This is a genomic window from Flagellimonas lutimaris, assembly GCF_051494225.1.
Lineage (GTDB): Bacteria > Bacteroidota > Bacteroidia > Flavobacteriales > Flavobacteriaceae > Flagellimonas > Flagellimonas lutimaris_A.
In genome coordinates this window covers 193296-212981 of the sequence record NZ_JBNPYE010000004.1, presented here as the reverse complement: position 1 = coordinate 212981, position 19686 = coordinate 193296, and the positions used below count along the sequence as shown (strand labels likewise).

The window sequence follows — 19686 nt, the reverse complement described above, 5'->3', positions numbered from 1 at the left end:
TAAGTTCTTTGATTTTGGTTACTCCCCTTGCATCTTTGCCTTTCTCCTTTTTTCCCGTTCTTGGGCATCTATCACCGCTACGGCGGCCATATTCACCATTTCGTCAACACTGGCCCCTAACTGCAAAATATGGGCGGCCCGTGTTAAACCAACCATAATTGGTCCAATGGAATCTGCATTGTTCAGGCCTTTTAGCAATTTATAGGTAATGTTGGCGGATTCCAAGTTAGGAAAAACCAATGTATTTACTTTTTTTCCAGAAATTTTGGAGAACGGAAAGTTATTGTTGCTCAACTCGGGATCCAATGCAAAATCGGTTTGAATCTCCCCATCCACGACCAAATCTGGATTTCTCTCGTGTAGAATTTTGACGGCTTCCCTTACCTTTTGGGCATTGGGATGACTTGATGATCCAAAGTTGGCATAGGAAAGTAGTGCCATTACGGGCTTAAAACCAAAGGTTTTGGCCACATTGGCCGTCATCTGAGCAATCTCGGCCAATTCTTCAGCATTTGGGTCAATATTAATAGAGGTATCTGCTAAAAACAGTGGTCCACGATCTGTGATCATAATGTTTACCGTACTGGCATTTTGCACATTTTTTGCCCTTCCTAAAACTTCAAACACAGGCCTTAGCACTTTCGGGTAAGCTCTTGAATAACCAGATATCATACCATCTGCATCGCCCTCTTTAAGCATCATGGCCCCAAAATAGTTACGCTTGCCCATATTGACCCGAGCACTATATTTTGTTTCCCCTTTCCGCTTTCTTAATTCCCATAGCTTCAGTGCATATGTAGCCCTCATTTCCTTAAATTCATCCGAACGAGGGTCTATAATTGGTACTTCAGCATCAAATTCAAGTTCTTTCTTTAAATTCTCAATGGTTTCCTTGTTTCCCAAAAGTATTGGGATAGCAATGCCTTCATCATGCACAATTTGAGCCGCTTTCATTACATCCAATAACTCAGCTTCGGCAAAAACAATACGCTTAGGGTTCACTTTTGCCCTATTGTGCAACAACCTGACAACTTTGTTGTCGTTACCGGACCTTTGATATAGTTCCTCTTCATATTTTTCCCAATCTTGGATAGGCAATCGAGCCACTCCACTTTCCATAGCTGCTTTAGCTACTGCGGGCGGGATTTTTGTGATCAGGCGGGGATCAAAAGGTTTTGGAATGATATAATTTTTGCCAAAAGTCAATCTTGTGGCATCGTAGGCTATATTCACCTGCTCTGGAACAGGCTCACGAGTAAGGTCTGCCAACGCCAAAACGGCGGCTTTCTTCATTTCCTCATTAATCTTGGTTGCCCTAACATCCAGTGCTCCCCTAAAGATGAAAGGAAAGCCCAACACATTGTTCACTTGGTTGGGATGATCGGAACGACCGGTCGCCATAATTATATCCTTTCTTGTCTTACAGGCCAAACTGTACTCAATCTCCGGATCAGGGTTCGCCATAGCAAAAACAATCGGGTTTTTGGCCATGGATTTTAGCATTTCAGGAGAAACAATATCCGCAATGGAAAGTCCAATGAACACATCGGAATCTTTCATCGCATCCTCCAAAGTATCAATCTTTCTATCGGTTGCAAACTCCTCTTTTTGGGAAGTTAGGCTGTCCCTATCGCTCCGGATAACTCCTTTGCTATCCAGCATCACAATATTTTCAGCTTTTGCCCCGAAAGATTTATATAATCGAGTGCACGAAATTGCTGCTGCTCCTGCGCCACTCACTACTATTTTGACTTCTTCTATTTTTTTGCCTGCAATCTCCAATGCATTCAGTAAAGCTGCCGCTGAGATAATGGCTGTCCCATGCTGATCATCGTGCATTACCGGAATATCGAGTTCTTCCTTTAATCTGCGTTCTATCTCAAATGCTTCGGGAGCTTTGATATCCTCAAGGTTAATACCTCCAAATGTTGGGGCAATGGCCTTAACGGTCTCAACAAACTTATCTACATCGGTGGCATCAAGTTCAATATCGATTCCATCGATATCCGAAAAAATCTTGAAGAGAAGACTTTTACCTTCCATTACCGGTTTTGATGCCTCCGGCCCAATATTACCCAAGCCCAAAACTGCAGTTCCATTCGAAATTATTGCGACAATGTTTCCTTTTGCGGTATACTTGTACACATCGTCCTTGTTCTTTTCGATTTCCAAACAGGGTTCTGCAACCCCAGGGGAATATGCCAATGCCAAATCCCTTTGTGTGGAATAAGGTTTTGTTGGTACAATCTTTATTTTTCCTGGCTGTGGTTTTGCGTGATATAGTAACGCTTCCCGTCTTTGCTTTTCCTTGCTCATATCGTCGAAAATGAATTGGTAAAGTTAGGGTATTCGCTGCTTTTATCTTAAAATCTTAAGAATCAATTTTAACCAAAGGATAAAAGCAGAAAAGTAAATTCCTAAAACACTGCTGTAGCATTGATTATGAATCCAGAGGATACTCTTTTTTTGCCTTGGTTACATTAAGTCGCATGGCCAAAACAGCAGCAATTGCAAAAAATACAGCCGCGAACAGCATTGCGTTTACTGAGTTGGCGCCCAGTAGGTTTTTAAATATAGGGCCGAAAGACAATGTTTGAATCCCCATCGGAATTACAATCATCATATTCAAGATTCCCATATAAACCCCTCTCCTTTCTTGGGGCACAATTTTTGAAACCATGCTATAGGGAATCCCCATCATGGCAGCCCATCCAATACCGAACAGTACCATTGGGAACAAGACATAAACTGGATCTTGAATATAAGGTATGGTAAATAGTGCTGCTGCTGTTCCCAAGAGGCTCAGTGCATATACCTTTTTACCTCCAAACCTCATGGTCAGCGGCACCAATACCAGTGCCACTACTGCGGTAACCACATTATAAGTCGTGCTCATTTTTGCTGCTTGGGCGGCAGCCTCGGAAGTGTCGTATCCCAATGACACCCTAAACAAGGGTGTTATGAATTGCCAGTATACAAAAAGGGCATACCATTGAAACAGATATACTGCCGATAGTTTCCACATAAATTTGGGCATTTCTTTTACGGCATGGGCTATCTCTACAAAAGGCACCTTAAATCTTGCGGCAAATGGAAGCGCTTTATGTTTATTGATTTCCGCCAATTCTTCATCTGTTGGAGGAATTTCCGGTGTTTTTAAGACCGACCATAAAATAGTGGCCACAGAAAGGAACGATCCAATAAAAAAGGAATAATACAACCATTTGGGGACTGTCCCCTCTACTTCTTGTCCTCCACCAAACCAGTCTTGAAATAAAAATATGGAGGCATTGGCCAAAAGAATACCCGCTCCAACAAAAAGGCTCTGCATCTGATATCCTATACTGAATTGTGATTCAGGAAGCTTATCTCCCACAAATGCCCGATACGGTTCCATGGCCATATTGTTTCCAACATCCAAAATCCACAATAAACCTACTGCGAACCATAACGCCGGGCTCAACGGAAAGGCAAACAAACACAAGCTTCCCATTAAAGCCCCTATTAAAAAGAAGGGTTTTCGCCTTCCCCAACGCGGAGACCATGTTTTATCAGAAATGGCACCGATTATGGGTTGCACAATCAACCCGGTTATGGGTCCGGCTATATTCAAAATTGGAAGTATTTCTTCTTTTGCGCCCAAAAAAAGAAAGATTGGGTTTATGGCACTTTGTTGAAGCCCAAAACTATATTGGATTCCAAGAAATCCAACATTCATATTAAAAATTTGCCAAAAGCTTAATTTGGGTTTTTTGATTTTAATCATCCTGTTTGTTTAGCTAGTCATCAATATAGTCCTTGGAAAAATATGATTCTTACAAGAATATTGCTCAATATAATGTTTTTTCTCCTCGAGTAAAACAATCGGTATGTCTTGAATTCTTAAAAATTCAGCTATTTCTTCAAAAAATCGATGTTGCGCTTCAGTCCTGACAGCTTTGTTCTTTTTACCGCAGACTTTTTAAATACTTTTTTAAAGACATCTTCCGTAATATCCTCCCAATCCTTTTTAGTGAAGGACAGAAGCTCTGGATTGGGATTAAAAAGGGGCTCATTATGTGATTTGGAAAAGCGGTTCCAAGGACACACATCCTGACAGACATCGCAACCAAACATCCATTGGTCCAGTTTCCCATCAAATTCAGAGGGAATTTCATTCTTTAATTCAATGGTGAGGTACGAAATACATTTGCTTCCATCCACCACATAAGGTTGTACAATGGCTTCGGTTGGGCAAGCATCAATACATGCGGTACAGGTGCCACAATGGTCTGTTACTGGGGAATCATAATCCAGCTCCAAGTCAACAATCAGTTCGGCTACAAAGTAAAAAGAGCCGACTTGCTGCGTCAATAAGTTACTATGTTTGCCAATCCACCCCAATCCACTTTTAGCGGCCCAAGCTTTATCCAGAACAGGAGCGGAATCCACGAATGCCCTTCCGTGCACTTCCCCTATTTCCTCTTGAATATAATGGAGCAGACTTTTAAGCTTGTCTTTTATCACAAAGTGATAATCCATCCCATAGGCGTATTTGGAAATTTTATACGAATCTGGATCCTGATTTTCAGAGGGAAAATAATTAAGTAACAGCGAAATGACCGACTTGGAACCTTCGACCAATTTTGTTGGATCCAAACGTTTATCAAAGTGATTTTCCATATACTGCATCTCGCCATGCATATTCTGGTTGAGCCAATTTTCCAGTCGAGGAGCTTCCTCTTCCAGAAACGCTGCTTTGGAAATACCACACGATAAAAAACCGAGGCGTTTGGCCTCGGTTTTGATTAATTGTGTTCTTTTGGCGGTATTCATGCCATAAAGTTAAACCATAATTTTTCAATTTTGGCTTATGGGTTATTGAGCTTCTTTGATATAGCCCCAGCCTTCCTTTTGCTTCATGATGATTTCATAAATACCATCCGGTACAGAACCTACTCCAGGAATAAGGCCGTCCATGGTCATTTTATGTCTTTTCATGGTCTGTTCGCAAATGACTATGGCCACATTGTCCCTTTTAACAATATCTGACAAAGTTTCTCCTGCTACGGATGATTTCCTGTCCACCATTTTATAGGCTCCGCTATAAATCACTAATTCAAACTCCGATTGCGGATAGGCTTCGGCCATCAATCTTAAGTGTTTGGCCGCTGACCTATGTACATCGGGATTGCTACTAGTTACATCAAATACTACTTTGATAGGTTCGGTTTGTGCCAGCATAATGCCCGACACCATCAACATAAACAATACGATTAGTTTTTTCATTGTTTGCTATTATTCTCCGGCAAAAATGTAACCGCATCCTTCTTCTTGTGCTCTACCCAAGGCCCACACTCCAGAGGGCACTAACTGAATTCCAGGCAGCACAGCATCTTTCCACTCTTCGTAAACTTCAGTTGGCTCCTTTCCCATTTGTTGGGCAACTGCACCACTGTAGACATTCAGTGCCAGATTACAAACGCAGAACATGGCTCCTCTACTTTGCATGTCTTTAATCCCCTGAATCATTGGAAGTGGGAAATCGCCTTCTTGTGGCTCATAAAATGGATTACGATCATACGGGGTTCCATCTGCTTTTTTAACGTGGAACATTTCGCCCAAGGGATACTTTTTCCAAAGGTCGTCGTGCAATGCAAAGGGAATTGCATCATGTCGAAGTACGGTCATTGCCGTAATTTGATCATCTGTAGAACCCATTTCGTTGTTGGATAGATAGTATGCCCAGTTCCAAATAATTGGAAATCCTTTGTGTGGATAATTCCCATCATAAACTACCCTATGCTTTCCCTTTATTGTTTTCATCCAGGCTTCGGCATCGCCCATTTCTAAATCTGTAAAATCGGTCATTCCTGCAAATGCAGTGCTGGTAAAAGCCGACAATGTGGATGCCGTAGCACCCAGCATCATCGCTCCCATAAAATTCCGTCGTGATGTGGATTGTGTTGTTTTCATTGTTACTTGTGTTTATTTGGATTTACTCAGTTGATATTCTTTTTGGTAATAATCCATAATAGGCTGGAAAGGTCCTAACTGATGTTGTTCTTCAGTAAAAGGGTCAATGTAGGGACCATAGGGAGTGGATACGGGCTTTTTGACCAGATCTGGAAAGTCTGCCTCTCTATTGGGCTTTGTAGGTCGAAGTTTTTGGTTGATGTAGCCTGCTACATCATAAGCCTCCTCATCGGTAAGTGTAGGGTTATCAAAGGTGATACCGAAGGGCATATTTCCTTTGATAAATTGAGCAGCGGTAATCACACGTGTCATACCGGCTCCATTATTATAAGAATCGTTTCCCCACAGTGGTGGGTACAGATACAATTCATTTTGTGGTAAACGTTGGCCTTGACCATCGGCACCATGGCAGATAACGCAATGTTTTTGATAAACGGTTTCCCCATGTGCTAAATCAACCGCTCTTTCCGGAATTTTTACTTTCAAAAATCCTTGTCCTTCAATTTTTCCGTTTGAAGGAGCAGCACGGCCCAACCAATCCATATAAGCGACCATTGCCACCATGGCATCGCTATTTTCCGGTAATTTTCTTCCGTTCATACTTCGTTCCATGCATCCATTGACTCTTTCTTCAATGGTGCCAATTTTATTCTCACGCCCTCTAAACTGTGGGAATCTTTTGACCACCCCAATCAATGGTGCAGCATAAGGTTTTGTACCCCCATCTAAATGGCAACTTGCACAGGCAAGGTTATTGCCCGCATATGCTTGTGTCGAATCCTTTTGTTTGGGGCCAATGTGCAATGGTGTATTTCTGAAAATCTCAAATCCTTTTTTTACAAGTATGTTTTTTTCGGTCAGGGGCAGATTGTTCACATTGTAATCCATATAGTACACACCGTCCGGAATCGTGGCAAGCCCCTTGTCGGGCCCTCCAAAATCAAAACCGAAGCGCATCATCATAATGCCAAAGGCTATCACGATCATCAATGCTGAAAAAAATCCGATATACATCACCAATTTACGTATTTGACCAGTCACAAGCTGAACATCTCCCATTTCGGATGTTCCTGAGTTTTTAAGGTTATCCCCCATGATTTCAATAAGTATTAATAGAAAAGCCTCGGTAGGGAATTAAATTCCCATGGGTAAAATTTGGGAGTAAAATCTTGAATTTATGGAGTCTATGATTGCGGAGATATTTCCCACAAAAATCGTAAACCTACAACCCTCTGTAAACCAAAGCAATACATCAAGATACAAAAAGTATTTAAATATTGCCTAATAAGTTAGATGGTGAGATCGAAAAATTGAACTGATAGTAATTAGAAAAGTCCTCCTTGGACACCTCCTTTTTCCCTGCCCAAATGTTTATAAGCAAGTTCGGTTACCTCCCGCCCCCTTGGGGTTCTCATTATAAATCCTTGTTGAATCAAGAATGGTTCGTAAACTTCCTCTATGGTTTCGGCGCTTTCAGATACCGCCGTCGCCAAAGTTGTTATCCCAACGGGACCTCCTTTAAATTTATCAATAATGGTGCTCAGGATTTTATTGTCCATTTCATCCAGACCGTGGGCATCCACGTTTAAGGCTTTAAGTCCAAATTGAGAAATTTCCAAATCAATATTTCCAGTACCCTTGATCTGGGCAAAATCGCGAACCCTGCGCAACAATGCATTACATATTCTTGGAGTTCCCCTACTCCGACCTGCAATTTCTATAGCGGCATCATTGGTAATTGGTACTTTAAGTATTTCCGAACTACGCTCCACAATGGTGGATAATAGTTCTGTATCATAATATTCCAATCGGCTCTGGATACCAAATCTGGCGCGCATGGGCGCAGTAAGCATCCCTGATCTGGTTGTTGCTCCTATTAAAGTAAAAGGGCTTAGGTTGATTTGGACTGTACGGGCATTGGGTCCCGTCTCAATCATGATATCGATTTTATAATCCTCCATGGCAGAATATAAATATTCTTCCACGATGGGGCTCAACCTATGTATTTCATCAATAAAAAGAACATCGCGTTCTTCTAGATTGGTCAAAAGCCCGGCCAAGTCACCTGGTTTGTCCAAAACGGGACCGGATGTAACCTTTATATTCACACCAAGTTCGTTGGCCAAAATATGAGCCAAGGTGGTCTTGCCCAACCCTGGGGGACCATGAAAAAGTGTATGATCCAAAGCTTCCCCTCTAAGGTTAGCAGCCTGCACAAAAATCTTCAAATTTTCGAGTACTTGGGCCTGCCCGGTAAAGTCATCAAAACTAATGGGGCGCAAAGCTCTTTCTATATCGAACTCTTCAGGGGAAAAATTTTCGGCTGATGGATCTAAGTTTTCGTTCATTGTTCAACAAATATAATTGAAAAGCCCCGCTACAGGAAACCATGTGTAAGTTCAAAACAAGTTTACTCCTTTTTAATGAGCTGAGCGGTATCGAGAAACTCTTGAATCGTAATATGTGGTGTTCCGTAAAGGTATATACTAGCATTTCCTGAAGCAGCAATATCAACATCCCTAAACGCATAGGTACGCGCACTGGTGTTCCCTGATATTTTTAGTTGAAAAGAGCCTATTTCCATACTCTCTCCCTTATATTTTGAATAATCTAATATCGTCGCCTGCATAGTATCGGATGTACCTTCCATGCTCAAAGAAGAATTTCCCTCCAACTCCAATGAACCTGTATCAATTTGCGCATACACATAGGCTTCGGCCCTTTTGTTTAGACTAAGGTTCAACGAATCCACCTCTACATTAAAATCACCTTTACTGGTATCCTCTAAATTAATGTCCATTACACCCGCCTTGACCTTTATATCCATTTTGGAATTGTTAAAGCCATCAATGAACAACTCGTCGGCATCAATCACATCTTTGGTGCCAATACTTCCATTTTTTAATGAAATTGCCTCAAGTTCGGTGTAGTTTACCGTAATATCCAATTGCTTTTTGGCGGTAATATTATAATACGAGCTTATAACCAAAGTACCATCTACCACTTCAAATTTTAGCACATCAATAAGGTTATCGTCCGCAATAACGCGGTACCCCGGGCCAAAAGATTTTTCCAGAACAATCTCCAGATCATCGTTTAAAACCAAAGCATTGAACGGTGGAAGTTCTTCACTTACTTCGGTAACAATACGGCTGCCTTTTATTTTGGGTTTACGTTGTGCCAACGATACTATCGGAGATAACACCAATAATAGAATAAGTAATTTTTTCATGAGCAATCTATTTTGACAGGGGAATGTTGTTTAAAGATATACAATTCACTTCAAAATCTATTCCAACAAAAAAGCCCATCCAAATGGACAGGCTTTTTCTCTAATAATAATAATAATAATATGTTTTTAATGGTTGAGCTCTTCCTCGTTCTCCTGAAGCGGAACGTTTTGAGGAACAAAATCCTGTCCTGCTATAATATACTCACCATTTTCGTATGTTTTACTGTAATCGTAAGCCCAACGGTAAACGTGTGGAATTTCTCCTGGCCAGTTTCCGTGAATGTGCTCTTGAGGAGTTGTCCATTCCAATGTATTGGAGCCCCAAGGGTTAACTGGTCCTTTTTTACCGTAGAAAATACTGGAGATAAAGTTGTAAACGAATATCAACTGTGCCAAACCTGCAATTATCGCAAATACGGTCATCAATACTTGTACGTTCGTCAACTCATCAAACATTGGAAATGCAGTGTTCTCGTAGTAACGTCTAGGTACACCTGCCATACCTACAAAGTGCATTGGGAAGAATACCCCGTAGGCACAAACTGCAGTAATCCAGAAGTGAACGTAACCTAAGTTCTTGTTCATCATTCTTCCTTGGAACATTTTTGGGAACCAGTGATAAATACCGGCGAACATACCATACAAGGCTGAAATACCCATTACCAAGTGGAAGTGAGCTACAACAAAGTACGTATCGTGAACGTTGATATCCAAAGTACTATCTCCCAAAATGATACCTGTTAAACCACCTGTAATGAAGGTTGACACCAAACCAATGGAGAACAACATTGCGGGGTTGAGCTGCAGGTTACCTTTCCAAAGGGTTGTGATATAGTTAAATGCTTTTACCGCTGATGGAATTGCAATCAACAATGTTGTAAACGTAAATACTGATCCCAAGAAAGGGTTCATACCGGATACGAACATGTGGTGACCCCATACAATTGTAGATAGGAATGCAATCGCTAAGATAGATGCTACCATTGCCCTATATCCAAAAATAGGTTTTCTAGCGTTTGTTGACATTACTTCGGATGTAATACCCAAAGCTGGCAACAATACGATGTATACCTCAGGGTGTCCCAAGAACCAGAACAAGTGTTCGTACAATACCGGGGAACCTCCTTGGTAGTGCAATACTTCACCTTGAATAAAGATATCGGACAAGAAGAACGATGTTCCGAAACTTCTATCCATAATCAACAACAAGGCTGCTGAAAGTAATACCGGGAAAGAAACTACACCGATAATTGCAGTTACAAAGAACGCCCAAATAGTCAAAGGCAAACGTGTCATGGACATTCCCTTTGTTCTAAGATTGATAACTGTAACAATGTAATTCAACGAACCCAAAAGAGAAGAAGCGATGAATATTGCCATAGACACCAACCAGAGTGTCATACCCATACCAGAACCTGGCTGAGCCATTGGCAATGCACTCAAGGGTGGGTAAATGGTCCATCCTGCTGCCGCAGGTCCAGCCTCTACAAACAATGAGATAATCATGATAACAGATGAAACAAAGAACATCCAGTAGGAAATCATGTTCATAAATCCTGACGCCATATCCCTGGCTCCAATCTGTAATGGAATTAAAAGGTTACTAAAGGTACCGCTCAAGCCCTGAGTCAATACAAAGAATACCATTAAAGTACCGTGAATGGTTACCAATGCCAAATAGATGTCGGCATCCATTACCCCATCTGGGGCCCACTTGCCCAAAACAGCTTCAAAAATCCCGAAAGATTCTCCTGGCCAAGCCAATTGCATTCTAAACAATAATGACATGGCTATACCGATGAATCCCATAATCAGACCAGTAATCAGATATTGCTTGGATATCATCTTATGGTCCTGACTGAAAATGTATTTTGTTATGAAAGTTTCCTTATGGTGATGTCCGTGATCATCGTGGTGATCATCGTGATTTACATGGGCTACTTCAGACATATTCCAATTAATTTTTTTCGTTATTCTTTTAAGTTGTTTGTTATTCCTCCGAAGTGGTGTCTTCCAATTCAATATCAACACCGTCGTTAGTGTTGAAGGCTTGCTCGGTTTCATCAACCATAACAGATTCTTTGAATGTTTTCTGTTCAGCAATCCACTTATTGTATTCTTCTTCGGTTTCCACTATAATCTTCATCTGCATGTTATAGTGTGATTTTCCGCATATTTTATTGCACAGTAATATATAATCGAACTCCCATGGATCGTTATTCGGTATACCCTCTGCTGCTTTTTGAGCTCTAATGGCATTGGTCCTTTTTACCTTGTCCACTACATCAGGGTTTAAACGCATTTCCTCAGTAGTTACCGTGGGGGTAAAAGAGAATTGTGTAATCATTCCAGGTACACAGTTCATTTGTGCTCTAAAGTGAGGCATGTAAGCAGAGTGCAATACATCTTGAGACCTCATTTTAAAGTTAACCTTTCTTCCTACAGGCAAGTGCAGTTCTTTTACTATGATATCGTCTTCAGCATTAGGATCGGATTCATCCAATCCAAGCACATTGGCTTTTGCTATATCTATCAACCTTACATTGGCATCACCGAGAACGTTATCTTCTCCGCTATATCTAGCTGTCCAGTTAAACTGTTGTGCATAAAGTTCCACCACCAATGGGTCATCATCTTCATTAATGTCCATTATGTTGGTCCAAGTATACAATCCCCAAAGAATTAAACCAGCCAATACAATTACGGGTATAATGGTCCATATAAACTCCAACCTGTCATTATCGGCAAAAAACAACGCTTTTCTTCCTTTTTGTCCTCTGTACTTATAACCAAAGTAATGCAATAGCGCTTGGGTAATTGTTTGAACAAAGAAAATGATTCCCATGGACACCCACATCAACTGGTCATATTCAAAACCATGTTCGGATGCAGCTTCTGGCAAAAGCATTTTGGAATACTTCGCAAAACTGAAAATGGTGATTCCATAAATAAAAATCAGAAAGGCAAATAAAAGGTACCCATTGTTCTTGTTATCGGAATCGTTGGCTATCTCAGCGCGCTCTGTTTTAGTTTGCGATAATTCAAAAATCTTGGTCATCTGCCAAATAGCTATCGCAACTAATACTAAAACAGTAAATGTTAATAATGCAGTCATCGTTTATCTATCTAAGACTTAAATCGTTTAATAATGAAAATGTCTACTCTCTTCAATAAATGGGTTTCTTTTGGGTTGTAATGGGGCTTTTGTTAAAGCTGTGAATACCCAGAACACAAATAAACCTCCAAAGAATAAAATACCGCCAATCTCAGGCAATCCAATATACCATTGATCACCAACCGTTGCAGGCATTACCATATTAAATATATCCAAATAGTGGCCAAAAAGAACCACTATACCGGTCATTATTACAAACCAGTTTACACGTTTGTAATCACTGTTCATAAGTACCAACAATGGGAAAACAAAGTTCATGACCAACATACCGAAGAATGGCAATTTGTAATCTTGAAAACGTGCTATGTAATACGTTACTTCTTCAGGTATATCTGCATACCAAATAAGCATAAACTGTGAAAACCAAAGGTAAGTCCAGAATATACTGATACCAAACATGAACTTGGCCAAATCGTGGATATGGCTATTATTCACATCCTCTAAGTATCCTTTTGATTTTAGGTAAACGGTAACCATTGCGATTACAGTTATACCTGAAACAAACATACTGGCAAAAACATACCATCCAAATAGCGTACTAAACCAATGAGGATCTAGACTCATTATCCAGTCCCAAGACATCATTGATTCTGATATTAGGTAGAATACCAAAAAGGCCGCTGACCATCTAAAGTTTTTTACAAAATTGCTATTGTCGTCAGACTCATCTTGAGCTAAAGAAAGTTTTCTTGAATATTGACGATAGAAAATCCATCCACCCAAGAATACAGCCGCTCTTATCAAGAAGAAGGTTGGGTTCAAATACCCTGCTTTACCTTGTAATAATTCATCGTGGGCTACAGTGTCCGCATCCATCCACACAAACATGTGGTTCATATGCAATGACGAAAGCAATAGTATAACAAATAAAATAATACCGCCAGGAATCAAATATGCCGTTATTCCCTCCATGACCCTAAACAATAAAGGGGACCATCCAGCTTGTGCTGCTCGTTGTATGGCATAGAATGCCAACACGCCCAAAGCAATCATAAAGAAAAAGAATGCAGCTACGTAAAGTGCCGACCAAGGTCGGTTTTGCAACTGGTGCAACAAATGTGTATCGTGGGAAGAATCGTGCTCTTCTCCTTGCGCAGCTTCCACACCATGACCTTGTTCTTCACCATGGGTTTCGGCCGCGGCCTCTGCATGTCCTCCACCATGACCATCTTCATGCACTGCCACCATGGCTTTGGCTTCTTCCACAGTTGATGGGGAAGACATGAAACCAATTACAAGGAAAATAAATCCAAGCCCCATGGCTATGAAAGATCCTATTCTAAGTTTGTTTGAAAAGGTATACATAGTTTCTTCTTATCCAATTATTTTGTTAGGTCTTCCTTTAACTTCATTACGTATTCGGAAACTTGCCACATTTCTTTTTCATTGGCGAACTGAGAGGCATAAGACCCCATGGAGTTCAATCCATAATAAATAGTGTGATACGTAGTTCCAACTGTAATATTTCTTGCTGGATCATCATAGCTGGGAACACCCAATATTTTTTCTCTCTTCACAAGATTACCTTGCCCATTTCCTTTTGTTCCATGACAAACGGCACAGTAAATAGCATAAAGCTCTGCACCTTTTGCCAAGTTTTCCTCATTTTTTAAGGAATCCAATGGACTTGTATTCAATCTTGCTAGTTCTTTACCTTCTGGAGTGTTTTCAAACTCATAGGGCATGTATCCTCTAGAAATGGTTCCTTCTGGCGGCAACATGGCCTCAGTTCCGTCGGGGAACAATCCGTTGTCCACACCTTGATAGGCTTCATATCCTACAGGTTCGTACATGTTTGGCATGAATTGGTAGTTTGGACTGTTCTTATCCGCGCATGAAGCTGCGAACATCACCAGTACCAAAACAACACTTATTTTACCTAATTGTTTCATATTATTAAGACTCCTTTTCTGTAACTTTTACTTCTACCGCACCTGTTTCCCACAACAAATCGGCAAGTTCATTTTCGTTATCGTGTACACCCAACTCCATTAAAAAATGGTCATCGGTGGTACGCTTATCAGGGTTTTCCGCTTTTTTGAATGGCCACATTCTACTTCTTAGATAAAAAGTGATTACCATTAAGTGAGCTGCAAAGAAAACCGTAAGCTCAAACATAATTGGAACAAATGCCGGCATGTTCTCCAAGTAGCTGAAACTTGGTTTACCACCAATATCTTGAGGCCAATCCTCAATCATGATATAGTTCATCATAACTACAGCAACCGTCAATCCTAAACATCCATATAGGAAAGATGTAATGGCTATTCGGGTATCCGCCAATCCCATTGCCTTGTCCAGACCGTGAACAGGAAACGGAGTGTACACCTCTTCGATATGATGGTGCTCTGCCCTAACCTTTTTTACGGCATGCATCAACACATCGTCATCGTTGTAAAGTGCTTGTATAACTTTTGATGCCATAATTACTTTTCTTCGTTTAATTTTTTAGCCTGACCTGCCCAATCATCACGTTGCGCCCTTCCTGGGAAAGAACCAGTGATAGAATCCAGCAAATCGTATTCTTTTTCGGTCATTTTGCTCACTTGAGCGAAAGTATAGATTCCAATCTTGTTCAAGGTTTCTTCCATTTGAGGACCAATTCCTTTAACCTTTTTCAAATCATCAGCTATCTCTGTTTCGGCATCGAAAGTACCCAATGCCCCCAATAAAGTTGAAACATGCTCCTCACTTGCCTCTGCCTTAGGAGCCTCTTCAACCTTTGTTTCACCTTTAATACTTGGTGTAACATATAAAGGCTTACCTGCATCCCTTAGTTTTTTGTATTTCTCTCCTGAAGCTTTCAAGATTGATTTTACCTCTGCCTGTGCAATTACCGGGAATGTTCTCGAATATAACAGGAACAACACAAAGAAGAATCCAATGGTCCCTACAAATATTCCGATATCCACGAAGGTTGGGGAGAACATTGTCCATGAAGATGGCAAATAATCCCTGTGCAATGAGGTTACGATAATCACAAAACGCTCAAACCACATACCAATGTTCACCACTATAGAGATAAAGAAAGAGAACATGATACTGGTACGCAATTTCTTGAACCACATAAACTGTGGCGAGAACACGTTACAGGTCATCATGGACCAGTAAGCCCACCAGTAAGGACCTGTTGCCCTATTCAAGAATGCATACTGTTCGTACTCAACACCGGAATACCATGCAATGAACAACTCGGTGATATAGGCACACCCAACAATGGAACCTGTAATCATGATCACAATGTTCATCAACTCAATATGTTGAACTGTAATGTATGCTTCCAAACTGCACACTTTACGCATAATGATCAAAAGTGTGTTCACCATGGCGAAACCAGAGAAAATCGCACCGGCAACAAAGTACGGCGGGAAAATAGTGGTATGCCATCCTGGAATTACCGAGGTAGCAAAGTCAAAAGATACAATGGTGTGTACCGAAAGTACCAAAGGTGTTGCCAAACCGGCCAATACCAAAGAAACTTCTTCAAAACGTTGCCAGTCCTTTGCACGACCAGTCCAACCAAAACTTAAAATACCGTATATCTTTTTTTGGAATGGCTTTACCGCTCTATCACGAATCATAGCGAAGTCAGGCAACAAACCTGTCCACCAGAACACCAGTGATACAGAAAGATAGGTTGATATCGCAAATACGTCCCAAAGCAAGGGCGAGTTAAAGTTTACCCAAAGGGAACCAAATTGGTTAGGGATAGGAAGTACCCAGTAACCCAACCATGGGCGACCCATGTGGATAATTGGGAACAAACCTGCCTGTACAACAGAGAAAATGGTCATCGCCTCAGCAGAACGGTTAATCGCCATTCTCCATTTTTGGCGGAAAAGCAAGAGTACAGCTGAAATCAGTGTACCTGCGTGACCAATACCTACCCACCACACAAAGTTGGTGATATCCCAGGCCCAGTTAACGGTTCGGTTAAGACCCCAAACCCCAATACCCGTGGAAACGGTATAAATGATACATCCTAGACCCCAGAGGAATGCCACTAATGCAATGGAAAATACAATCCACCATTGCTTATTGGCCTTTCCCTCAACCGGACGGGCAATGTCCACTGTTACATCGTGGTATCCTTTGTCTCCGACCACTAAGGGCTTTCGAATAGGTGCTTCGTAATGCGACGCCATAATTTATCTTCTAGTTACTTCTTTTTTTTATTGATTAAGCCTCGTTGGTGTTTCTAACTTTCACATGGTAGAACACATTTGGTTTTGTCCCTACATGCTCCAACAAATGGTACATTCTATCATCTTCTTTCAACTCTGCCACTTTACTGTCGTGGTCATTGATATCACCAAATACCATTGCACCACTGCTACAAGCTGCAGAACAAGCCGTCTGGAACTCACCATCCTTGATCACTCTTCCATCTCTCTTGGCATCCAAAATGGTTTTTTGCGTCATTTGAATACACATAGAGCATTTTTCCATAACACCTCTTGAACGTACATTAACATCTGGGTTAATAACCATTTTACCCAAGTCGTTGTTCATGTTAAAGTCAAACTCGTCATTGTCACTATACAAGAACCAGTTGAACCTACGAACTTTATATGGACAGTTGTTGGCACAATACCTAGTACCTACACATCTGTTATAAGCCATATGGTTTTGACCTTGCCTACTGTGCGATGTAGCAGCCACTGGACAAACCGTTTCACAAGGTGCATGGTTACAGTGCTGACACATTACAGGTTGGAAAGCCACTTGTGGATTGGCAGACGGATCTTCCATCTCCCTGAATCCTCCAAGAGAACCTTTATCACCCCAAAGGCCATCCATATTCTCCTTCTTCTCGTTATCCTCTTCAAAGGTCTCTTCAGAAGAATAATATCTATCGATTCGCAACCAGTGCATATCCCTGGAACGACGCATTTCAGCCTTACCAACAACAGGAACGTTGTTCTCTGCATGACATGCTATAACACAAGCACCACAACCGGTACAAGCGTTCAAATCTATGGACAAGTTAAAGTGATGACCAATACTTCTATCAAATTCATCCCATAAATCCGCATCAGGTGAAGTCACAGGTATTTCATTGTGATTCAAAGTTACATGCGGCATTGGGTTCCACTCTTGGTGGTCTTTGGTATTGAAGATTTCCAAGGTAGTTTCCTTGATGATATCTCCTCTACCCATCAATGTCTTATGAGATTGAATACAAGCAAATTCGTGCTCCCCAGCGGATTTCTCAACTGTTACAGACTGAACATCGGAAAAGTTGCTATACAAAGTATAGGCATTGACTCCCGTTGCCATCTCATCTTGCATTCCTGCTTTTTTACCATACCCAAATGATAGACCAACCGTACCTACTGCCTGACCTGGCTGAATAATCACCGGAACATTTTCCAATACCATTCCATCAACCGTCAATTTTACATAACTACCATTGACACCACCATCGGCTTCAATTGTATTTTCAAGCCCCCAAGATTCAGCATCAGCTTTAGAAACTGTCACATAGTTATCCCAAGAAACCCTGGAAATTGGATCAGGGAATTCTTGCAACCAAGGGTTGTTGGCCTGACGGCCATCTCCCATTCCTGTTTTGGAATAAAGAACAAGCTCTGTTCCTGGACTTGTTGAATTCACTAAAGAACGAACTGCAGAGGCAATTGGAACTATCTCTGGTTCTTCACCAGAATCATTAGCAGCTACTGTTTCTTCCTCAACAATCATAGCTGGTGCGGCAAACACCCCATCCTGCAATGCTTTGTTCCAAGATTCACCTTGAAGCACATCTGTACTCCAAGTTTCTTTAATGTATTCGTAATATGTTTTCTCGATGCCCATCCATGTTAAAAGTGCTGTTTGAAACTGTTTTGTATCAAACAACTCACGAATGGTAGGTTGCATCAAGCTATATTCTCCTTTTTTGAATTCGGCATCACCCCAAGACTCCAAGTAATGTGAGGCTGCAGCAACGTAGCTGGACGCTTGCGCAGTTTCATCATTAATGTAAGCAAAGTCAACCGATACATCTACCTGCTCCAATCCAGAAAGGAATTCTTCCGCATTAGGCAAAGTATACACTGGATTAACACCATCCATAATCAACGCACCAACACGACCTGCATTCATATCAGCAATCAACTTGCCCATTTTTGCAACATCACCTTGACGTACATATTTAGGTTTTTCGACATCAAAAGCTTCACTGGCCAACAATTTGTTAATGGCCAATACAACAGTCTGTGCGTTTTCGTCATTAAGACCACTTACCACAACTGCTTTACTACCTGCCTTTCTGATTTCAGCCGCAACTTTATCCACGGCTTCATCAACATCAGAAGTTCCACCCCCAACACTACTACCGTTTAATTTGCCATACAATTTGGCAAGGGCAATTTTTTGCTGGGTCGGCGTCATCGGGTATCTCTTATCTGCGTTGGCACCTGTCAAAGACATATTAGATTCCAACTGAACGTGTCTGGACATTTTTCCATTTTTGGGAACACGACCTTTGGCATACCCTGAGTCGTATCCACCACCTTGCCAATCACCTAGAAAATCAGCTCCGAAAGAAACAATCAAATCCGCTTTCTCAAAATCGTAATCCGCTAAGGCACGTTCACCATAAGCTTTTTGGTATGCGTTCAATGCAGCATCTTCGGAAATGGCATCGTAAACTACATGATTTACATTTTCTCCGTAAGCTTTCTTAAACTCGGATATCAATTTAGAAGTTGAAGGACTGGCATAAGTCTGTGTCAATAACACCACTTGTTTACTAGAACCTTTCAAAGCATTCAACTTTGCTTTAACGGTAGCATCCAACACCTTCCATTCAACGGGCTCACCATTGGCCATTGGCCCTTGAACCCTTTTACTATCGTACAATGATAAAACAGAGGCCTGCACCCTTGCATTGGCACCACCATTAATTTTAGCATCGGTATTGTTTTCAATTTTGATAGGCCTTCCTTCCCTAGTCTTCACCAAAATACTGGCAAAATCAAAACCGTCCGCAATAGTGGTAGCATAATAATTTGCCACACCGGGAACAATATTGTCCGGCTGCACTACATATGGAATAGATTTATGAACTGGGCCTTCACACGCCGCAACGGTAGCTGCCGCCGTACTGAAACCTACATATTTCAAGAAATCCCTACGAGATGTGTTCGAGGAAGACAAGCTTTCCTTGTCGCCCAAAAATTCATCAACGGGAATCTCCTCTGTAAACTCGTTGTTTCTTAGCGCCTCAACAATGGAATCGTTCGGATTCAACTCCGCTTCACTTTTCCAATATTTTTTGTTTGATGCCATACGATATATCTGAGATTATCTTCTTTTAATT

Annotated in this window: 15 protein-coding genes; all 15 read right to left on the bottom strand. The window is 41.2% G+C overall.

Annotation, left to right across the window (positions count from 1 at the left end; genetic code table 11):
* Positions 1–18 precede the first annotated feature (18 nt).
* The 15 genes from ACQQ5U_RS10880 to ACQQ5U_RS10810 all read right to left on the bottom strand — a co-directional run bounded on the left by ACQQ5U_RS10880 (position 19) and on the right by ACQQ5U_RS10810 (position 19655).
* Positions 19–2316: an NADP-dependent malic enzyme gene (locus tag ACQQ5U_RS10880; RefSeq protein WP_437397457.1), complete on the bottom strand. Its 2298-nt coding sequence runs from the start codon at positions 2314–2316 to the stop codon at positions 19–21.
* Between the two features lie 124 nt (positions 2317–2440).
* The gene (locus ACQQ5U_RS10875; protein ID WP_437397455.1) at positions 2441–3718 is read right to left on the bottom strand and encodes an MFS transporter; all 1278 of its coding nucleotides are present in this window, start codon (positions 3716–3718) and stop codon (positions 2441–2443) included.
* 176 nt (positions 3719–3894) lie between these two features.
* Complete coding sequence (gene queG, locus ACQQ5U_RS10870; protein ID WP_437397453.1) at positions 3895–4815, bottom strand: tRNA epoxyqueuosine(34) reductase QueG; 921 nt, start codon at positions 4813–4815, stop codon at positions 3895–3897.
* Between the two features lie 42 nt (positions 4816–4857).
* Positions 4858–5268 (bottom strand): DsrE family protein, encoded by a 411-nt coding sequence (locus ACQQ5U_RS10865; RefSeq protein ID WP_437397451.1) that lies wholly within the window; start codon positions 5266–5268, stop codon positions 4858–4860.
* A 9-nt stretch (positions 5269–5277) separates the two neighbouring features.
* Entirely contained in the window at positions 5278–5955 is a 678-nt protein-coding gene (locus ACQQ5U_RS10860) for a Tat (twin-arginine translocation) pathway signal sequence containing protein (protein ID WP_437397449.1), read from the bottom strand.
* A 12-nt stretch (positions 5956–5967) separates the two neighbouring features.
* A complete protein-coding gene (locus ACQQ5U_RS10855; protein ID WP_437397447.1) occupies positions 5968–7050 on the bottom strand; it encodes a c-type cytochrome in 1083 nt (360 codons plus the stop codon).
* 230 nt (positions 7051–7280) lie between these two features.
* Positions 7281–8303: a Holliday junction branch migration DNA helicase RuvB gene (ruvB, locus tag ACQQ5U_RS10850; RefSeq protein ID WP_437397445.1), complete on the bottom strand. Its 1023-nt coding sequence runs from the start codon at positions 8301–8303 to the stop codon at positions 7281–7283.
* Positions 8304–8365: 62 nt separating this feature from the next.
* Entirely contained in the window at positions 8366–9187 is an 822-nt protein-coding gene (locus tag ACQQ5U_RS10845) for a GIN domain-containing protein (protein ID WP_437397443.1), read from the bottom strand.
* Positions 9188–9313: 126 nt separating this feature from the next.
* Entirely contained in the window at positions 9314–11137 is a 1824-nt protein-coding gene (locus ACQQ5U_RS10840; RefSeq protein ID WP_437397442.1) for a cytochrome c oxidase subunit I, read from the bottom strand.
* Positions 11138–11177: 40 nt separating this feature from the next.
* Positions 11178–12302 (bottom strand): cytochrome c oxidase subunit II, encoded by a 1125-nt coding sequence (locus tag ACQQ5U_RS10835; protein WP_437397440.1) that lies wholly within the window; start codon positions 12300–12302, stop codon positions 11178–11180.
* 27 nt (positions 12303–12329) lie between these two features.
* The gene (locus tag ACQQ5U_RS10830) at positions 12330–13667 is read right to left on the bottom strand and encodes a quinol:cytochrome C oxidoreductase (RefSeq protein ID WP_437397439.1); all 1338 of its coding nucleotides are present in this window, start codon (positions 13665–13667) and stop codon (positions 12330–12332) included.
* 17 nt (positions 13668–13684) lie between these two features.
* Positions 13685–14254 (bottom strand): c-type cytochrome, encoded by a 570-nt coding sequence (locus tag ACQQ5U_RS10825; protein WP_437397437.1) that lies wholly within the window; start codon positions 14252–14254, stop codon positions 13685–13687.
* Positions 14255–14258: 4 nt separating this feature from the next.
* Complete coding sequence (locus ACQQ5U_RS10820) at positions 14259–14786, bottom strand: DUF3341 domain-containing protein (protein ID WP_437397435.1); 528 nt, start codon at positions 14784–14786, stop codon at positions 14259–14261.
* A gap of 2 nt (positions 14787–14788) precedes the next feature.
* Positions 14789–16507 (bottom strand): NrfD/PsrC family molybdoenzyme membrane anchor subunit, encoded by a 1719-nt coding sequence (gene nrfD, locus ACQQ5U_RS10815; protein ID WP_437397433.1) that lies wholly within the window; start codon positions 16505–16507, stop codon positions 14789–14791.
* A gap of 34 nt (positions 16508–16541) precedes the next feature.
* Complete coding sequence (locus tag ACQQ5U_RS10810; protein ID WP_437397432.1) at positions 16542–19655, bottom strand: TAT-variant-translocated molybdopterin oxidoreductase; 3114 nt, start codon at positions 19653–19655, stop codon at positions 16542–16544.
* Between the last annotated feature and the right edge of the window lie 31 nt (positions 19656–19686).

What these genes read in the sequence shown, in the direction of transcription:
- ACQQ5U_RS10880 (WP_437397457.1), bottom strand. Translation starts at nt 2,316, where the DNA reads ATGAGCAAGGAAAAGCAAAGACGGGAAGCGTTACTATATCACGCAAAA.
- ACQQ5U_RS10875 (WP_437397455.1), bottom strand. Translation starts at nt 3,718, where the DNA reads ATGAATGTTGGATTTCTTGGAATCCAATATAGTTTTGGGCTTCAACAA.
- queG (WP_437397453.1), bottom strand. Translation starts at nt 4,815, where the DNA reads ATGAATACCGCCAAAAGAACACAATTAATCAAAACCGAGGCCAAACGC.
- ACQQ5U_RS10865 (WP_437397451.1), bottom strand. Translation starts at nt 5,268, where the DNA reads ATGAAAAAACTAATCGTATTGTTTATGTTGATGGTGTCGGGCATTATG.
- ACQQ5U_RS10860 (WP_437397449.1), bottom strand. Translation starts at nt 5,955, where the DNA reads ATGAAAACAACACAATCCACATCACGACGGAATTTTATGGGAGCGATG.
- ACQQ5U_RS10855 (WP_437397447.1), bottom strand. Translation starts at nt 7,050, where the DNA reads ATGGGGGATAACCTTAAAAACTCAGGAACATCCGAAATGGGAGATGTT.
- ruvB (WP_437397445.1), bottom strand. Translation starts at nt 8,303, where the DNA reads ATGAACGAAAACTTAGATCCATCAGCCGAAAATTTTTCCCCTGAAGAG.
- ACQQ5U_RS10845 (WP_437397443.1), bottom strand. Translation starts at nt 9,187, where the DNA reads ATGAAAAAATTACTTATTCTATTATTGGTGTTATCTCCGATAGTATCG.
- ACQQ5U_RS10840 (WP_437397442.1), bottom strand. Translation starts at nt 11,137, where the DNA reads ATGTCTGAAGTAGCCCATGTAAATCACGATGATCACCACGATGATCAC.
- ACQQ5U_RS10835 (WP_437397440.1), bottom strand. Translation starts at nt 12,302, where the DNA reads ATGACTGCATTATTAACATTTACTGTTTTAGTATTAGTTGCGATAGCT.
- ACQQ5U_RS10830 (WP_437397439.1), bottom strand. Translation starts at nt 13,667, where the DNA reads ATGTATACCTTTTCAAACAAACTTAGAATAGGATCTTTCATAGCCATG.
- ACQQ5U_RS10825 (WP_437397437.1), bottom strand. Translation starts at nt 14,254, where the DNA reads ATGAAACAATTAGGTAAAATAAGTGTTGTTTTGGTACTGGTGATGTTC.
- ACQQ5U_RS10820 (WP_437397435.1), bottom strand. Translation starts at nt 14,786, where the DNA reads ATGGCATCAAAAGTTATACAAGCACTTTACAACGATGACGATGTGTTG.
- nrfD (WP_437397433.1), bottom strand. Translation starts at nt 16,507, where the DNA reads ATGGCGTCGCATTACGAAGCACCTATTCGAAAGCCCTTAGTGGTCGGA.
- ACQQ5U_RS10810 (WP_437397432.1), bottom strand. Translation starts at nt 19,655, where the DNA reads ATGGCATCAAACAAAAAATATTGGAAAAGTGAAGCGGAGTTGAATCCG.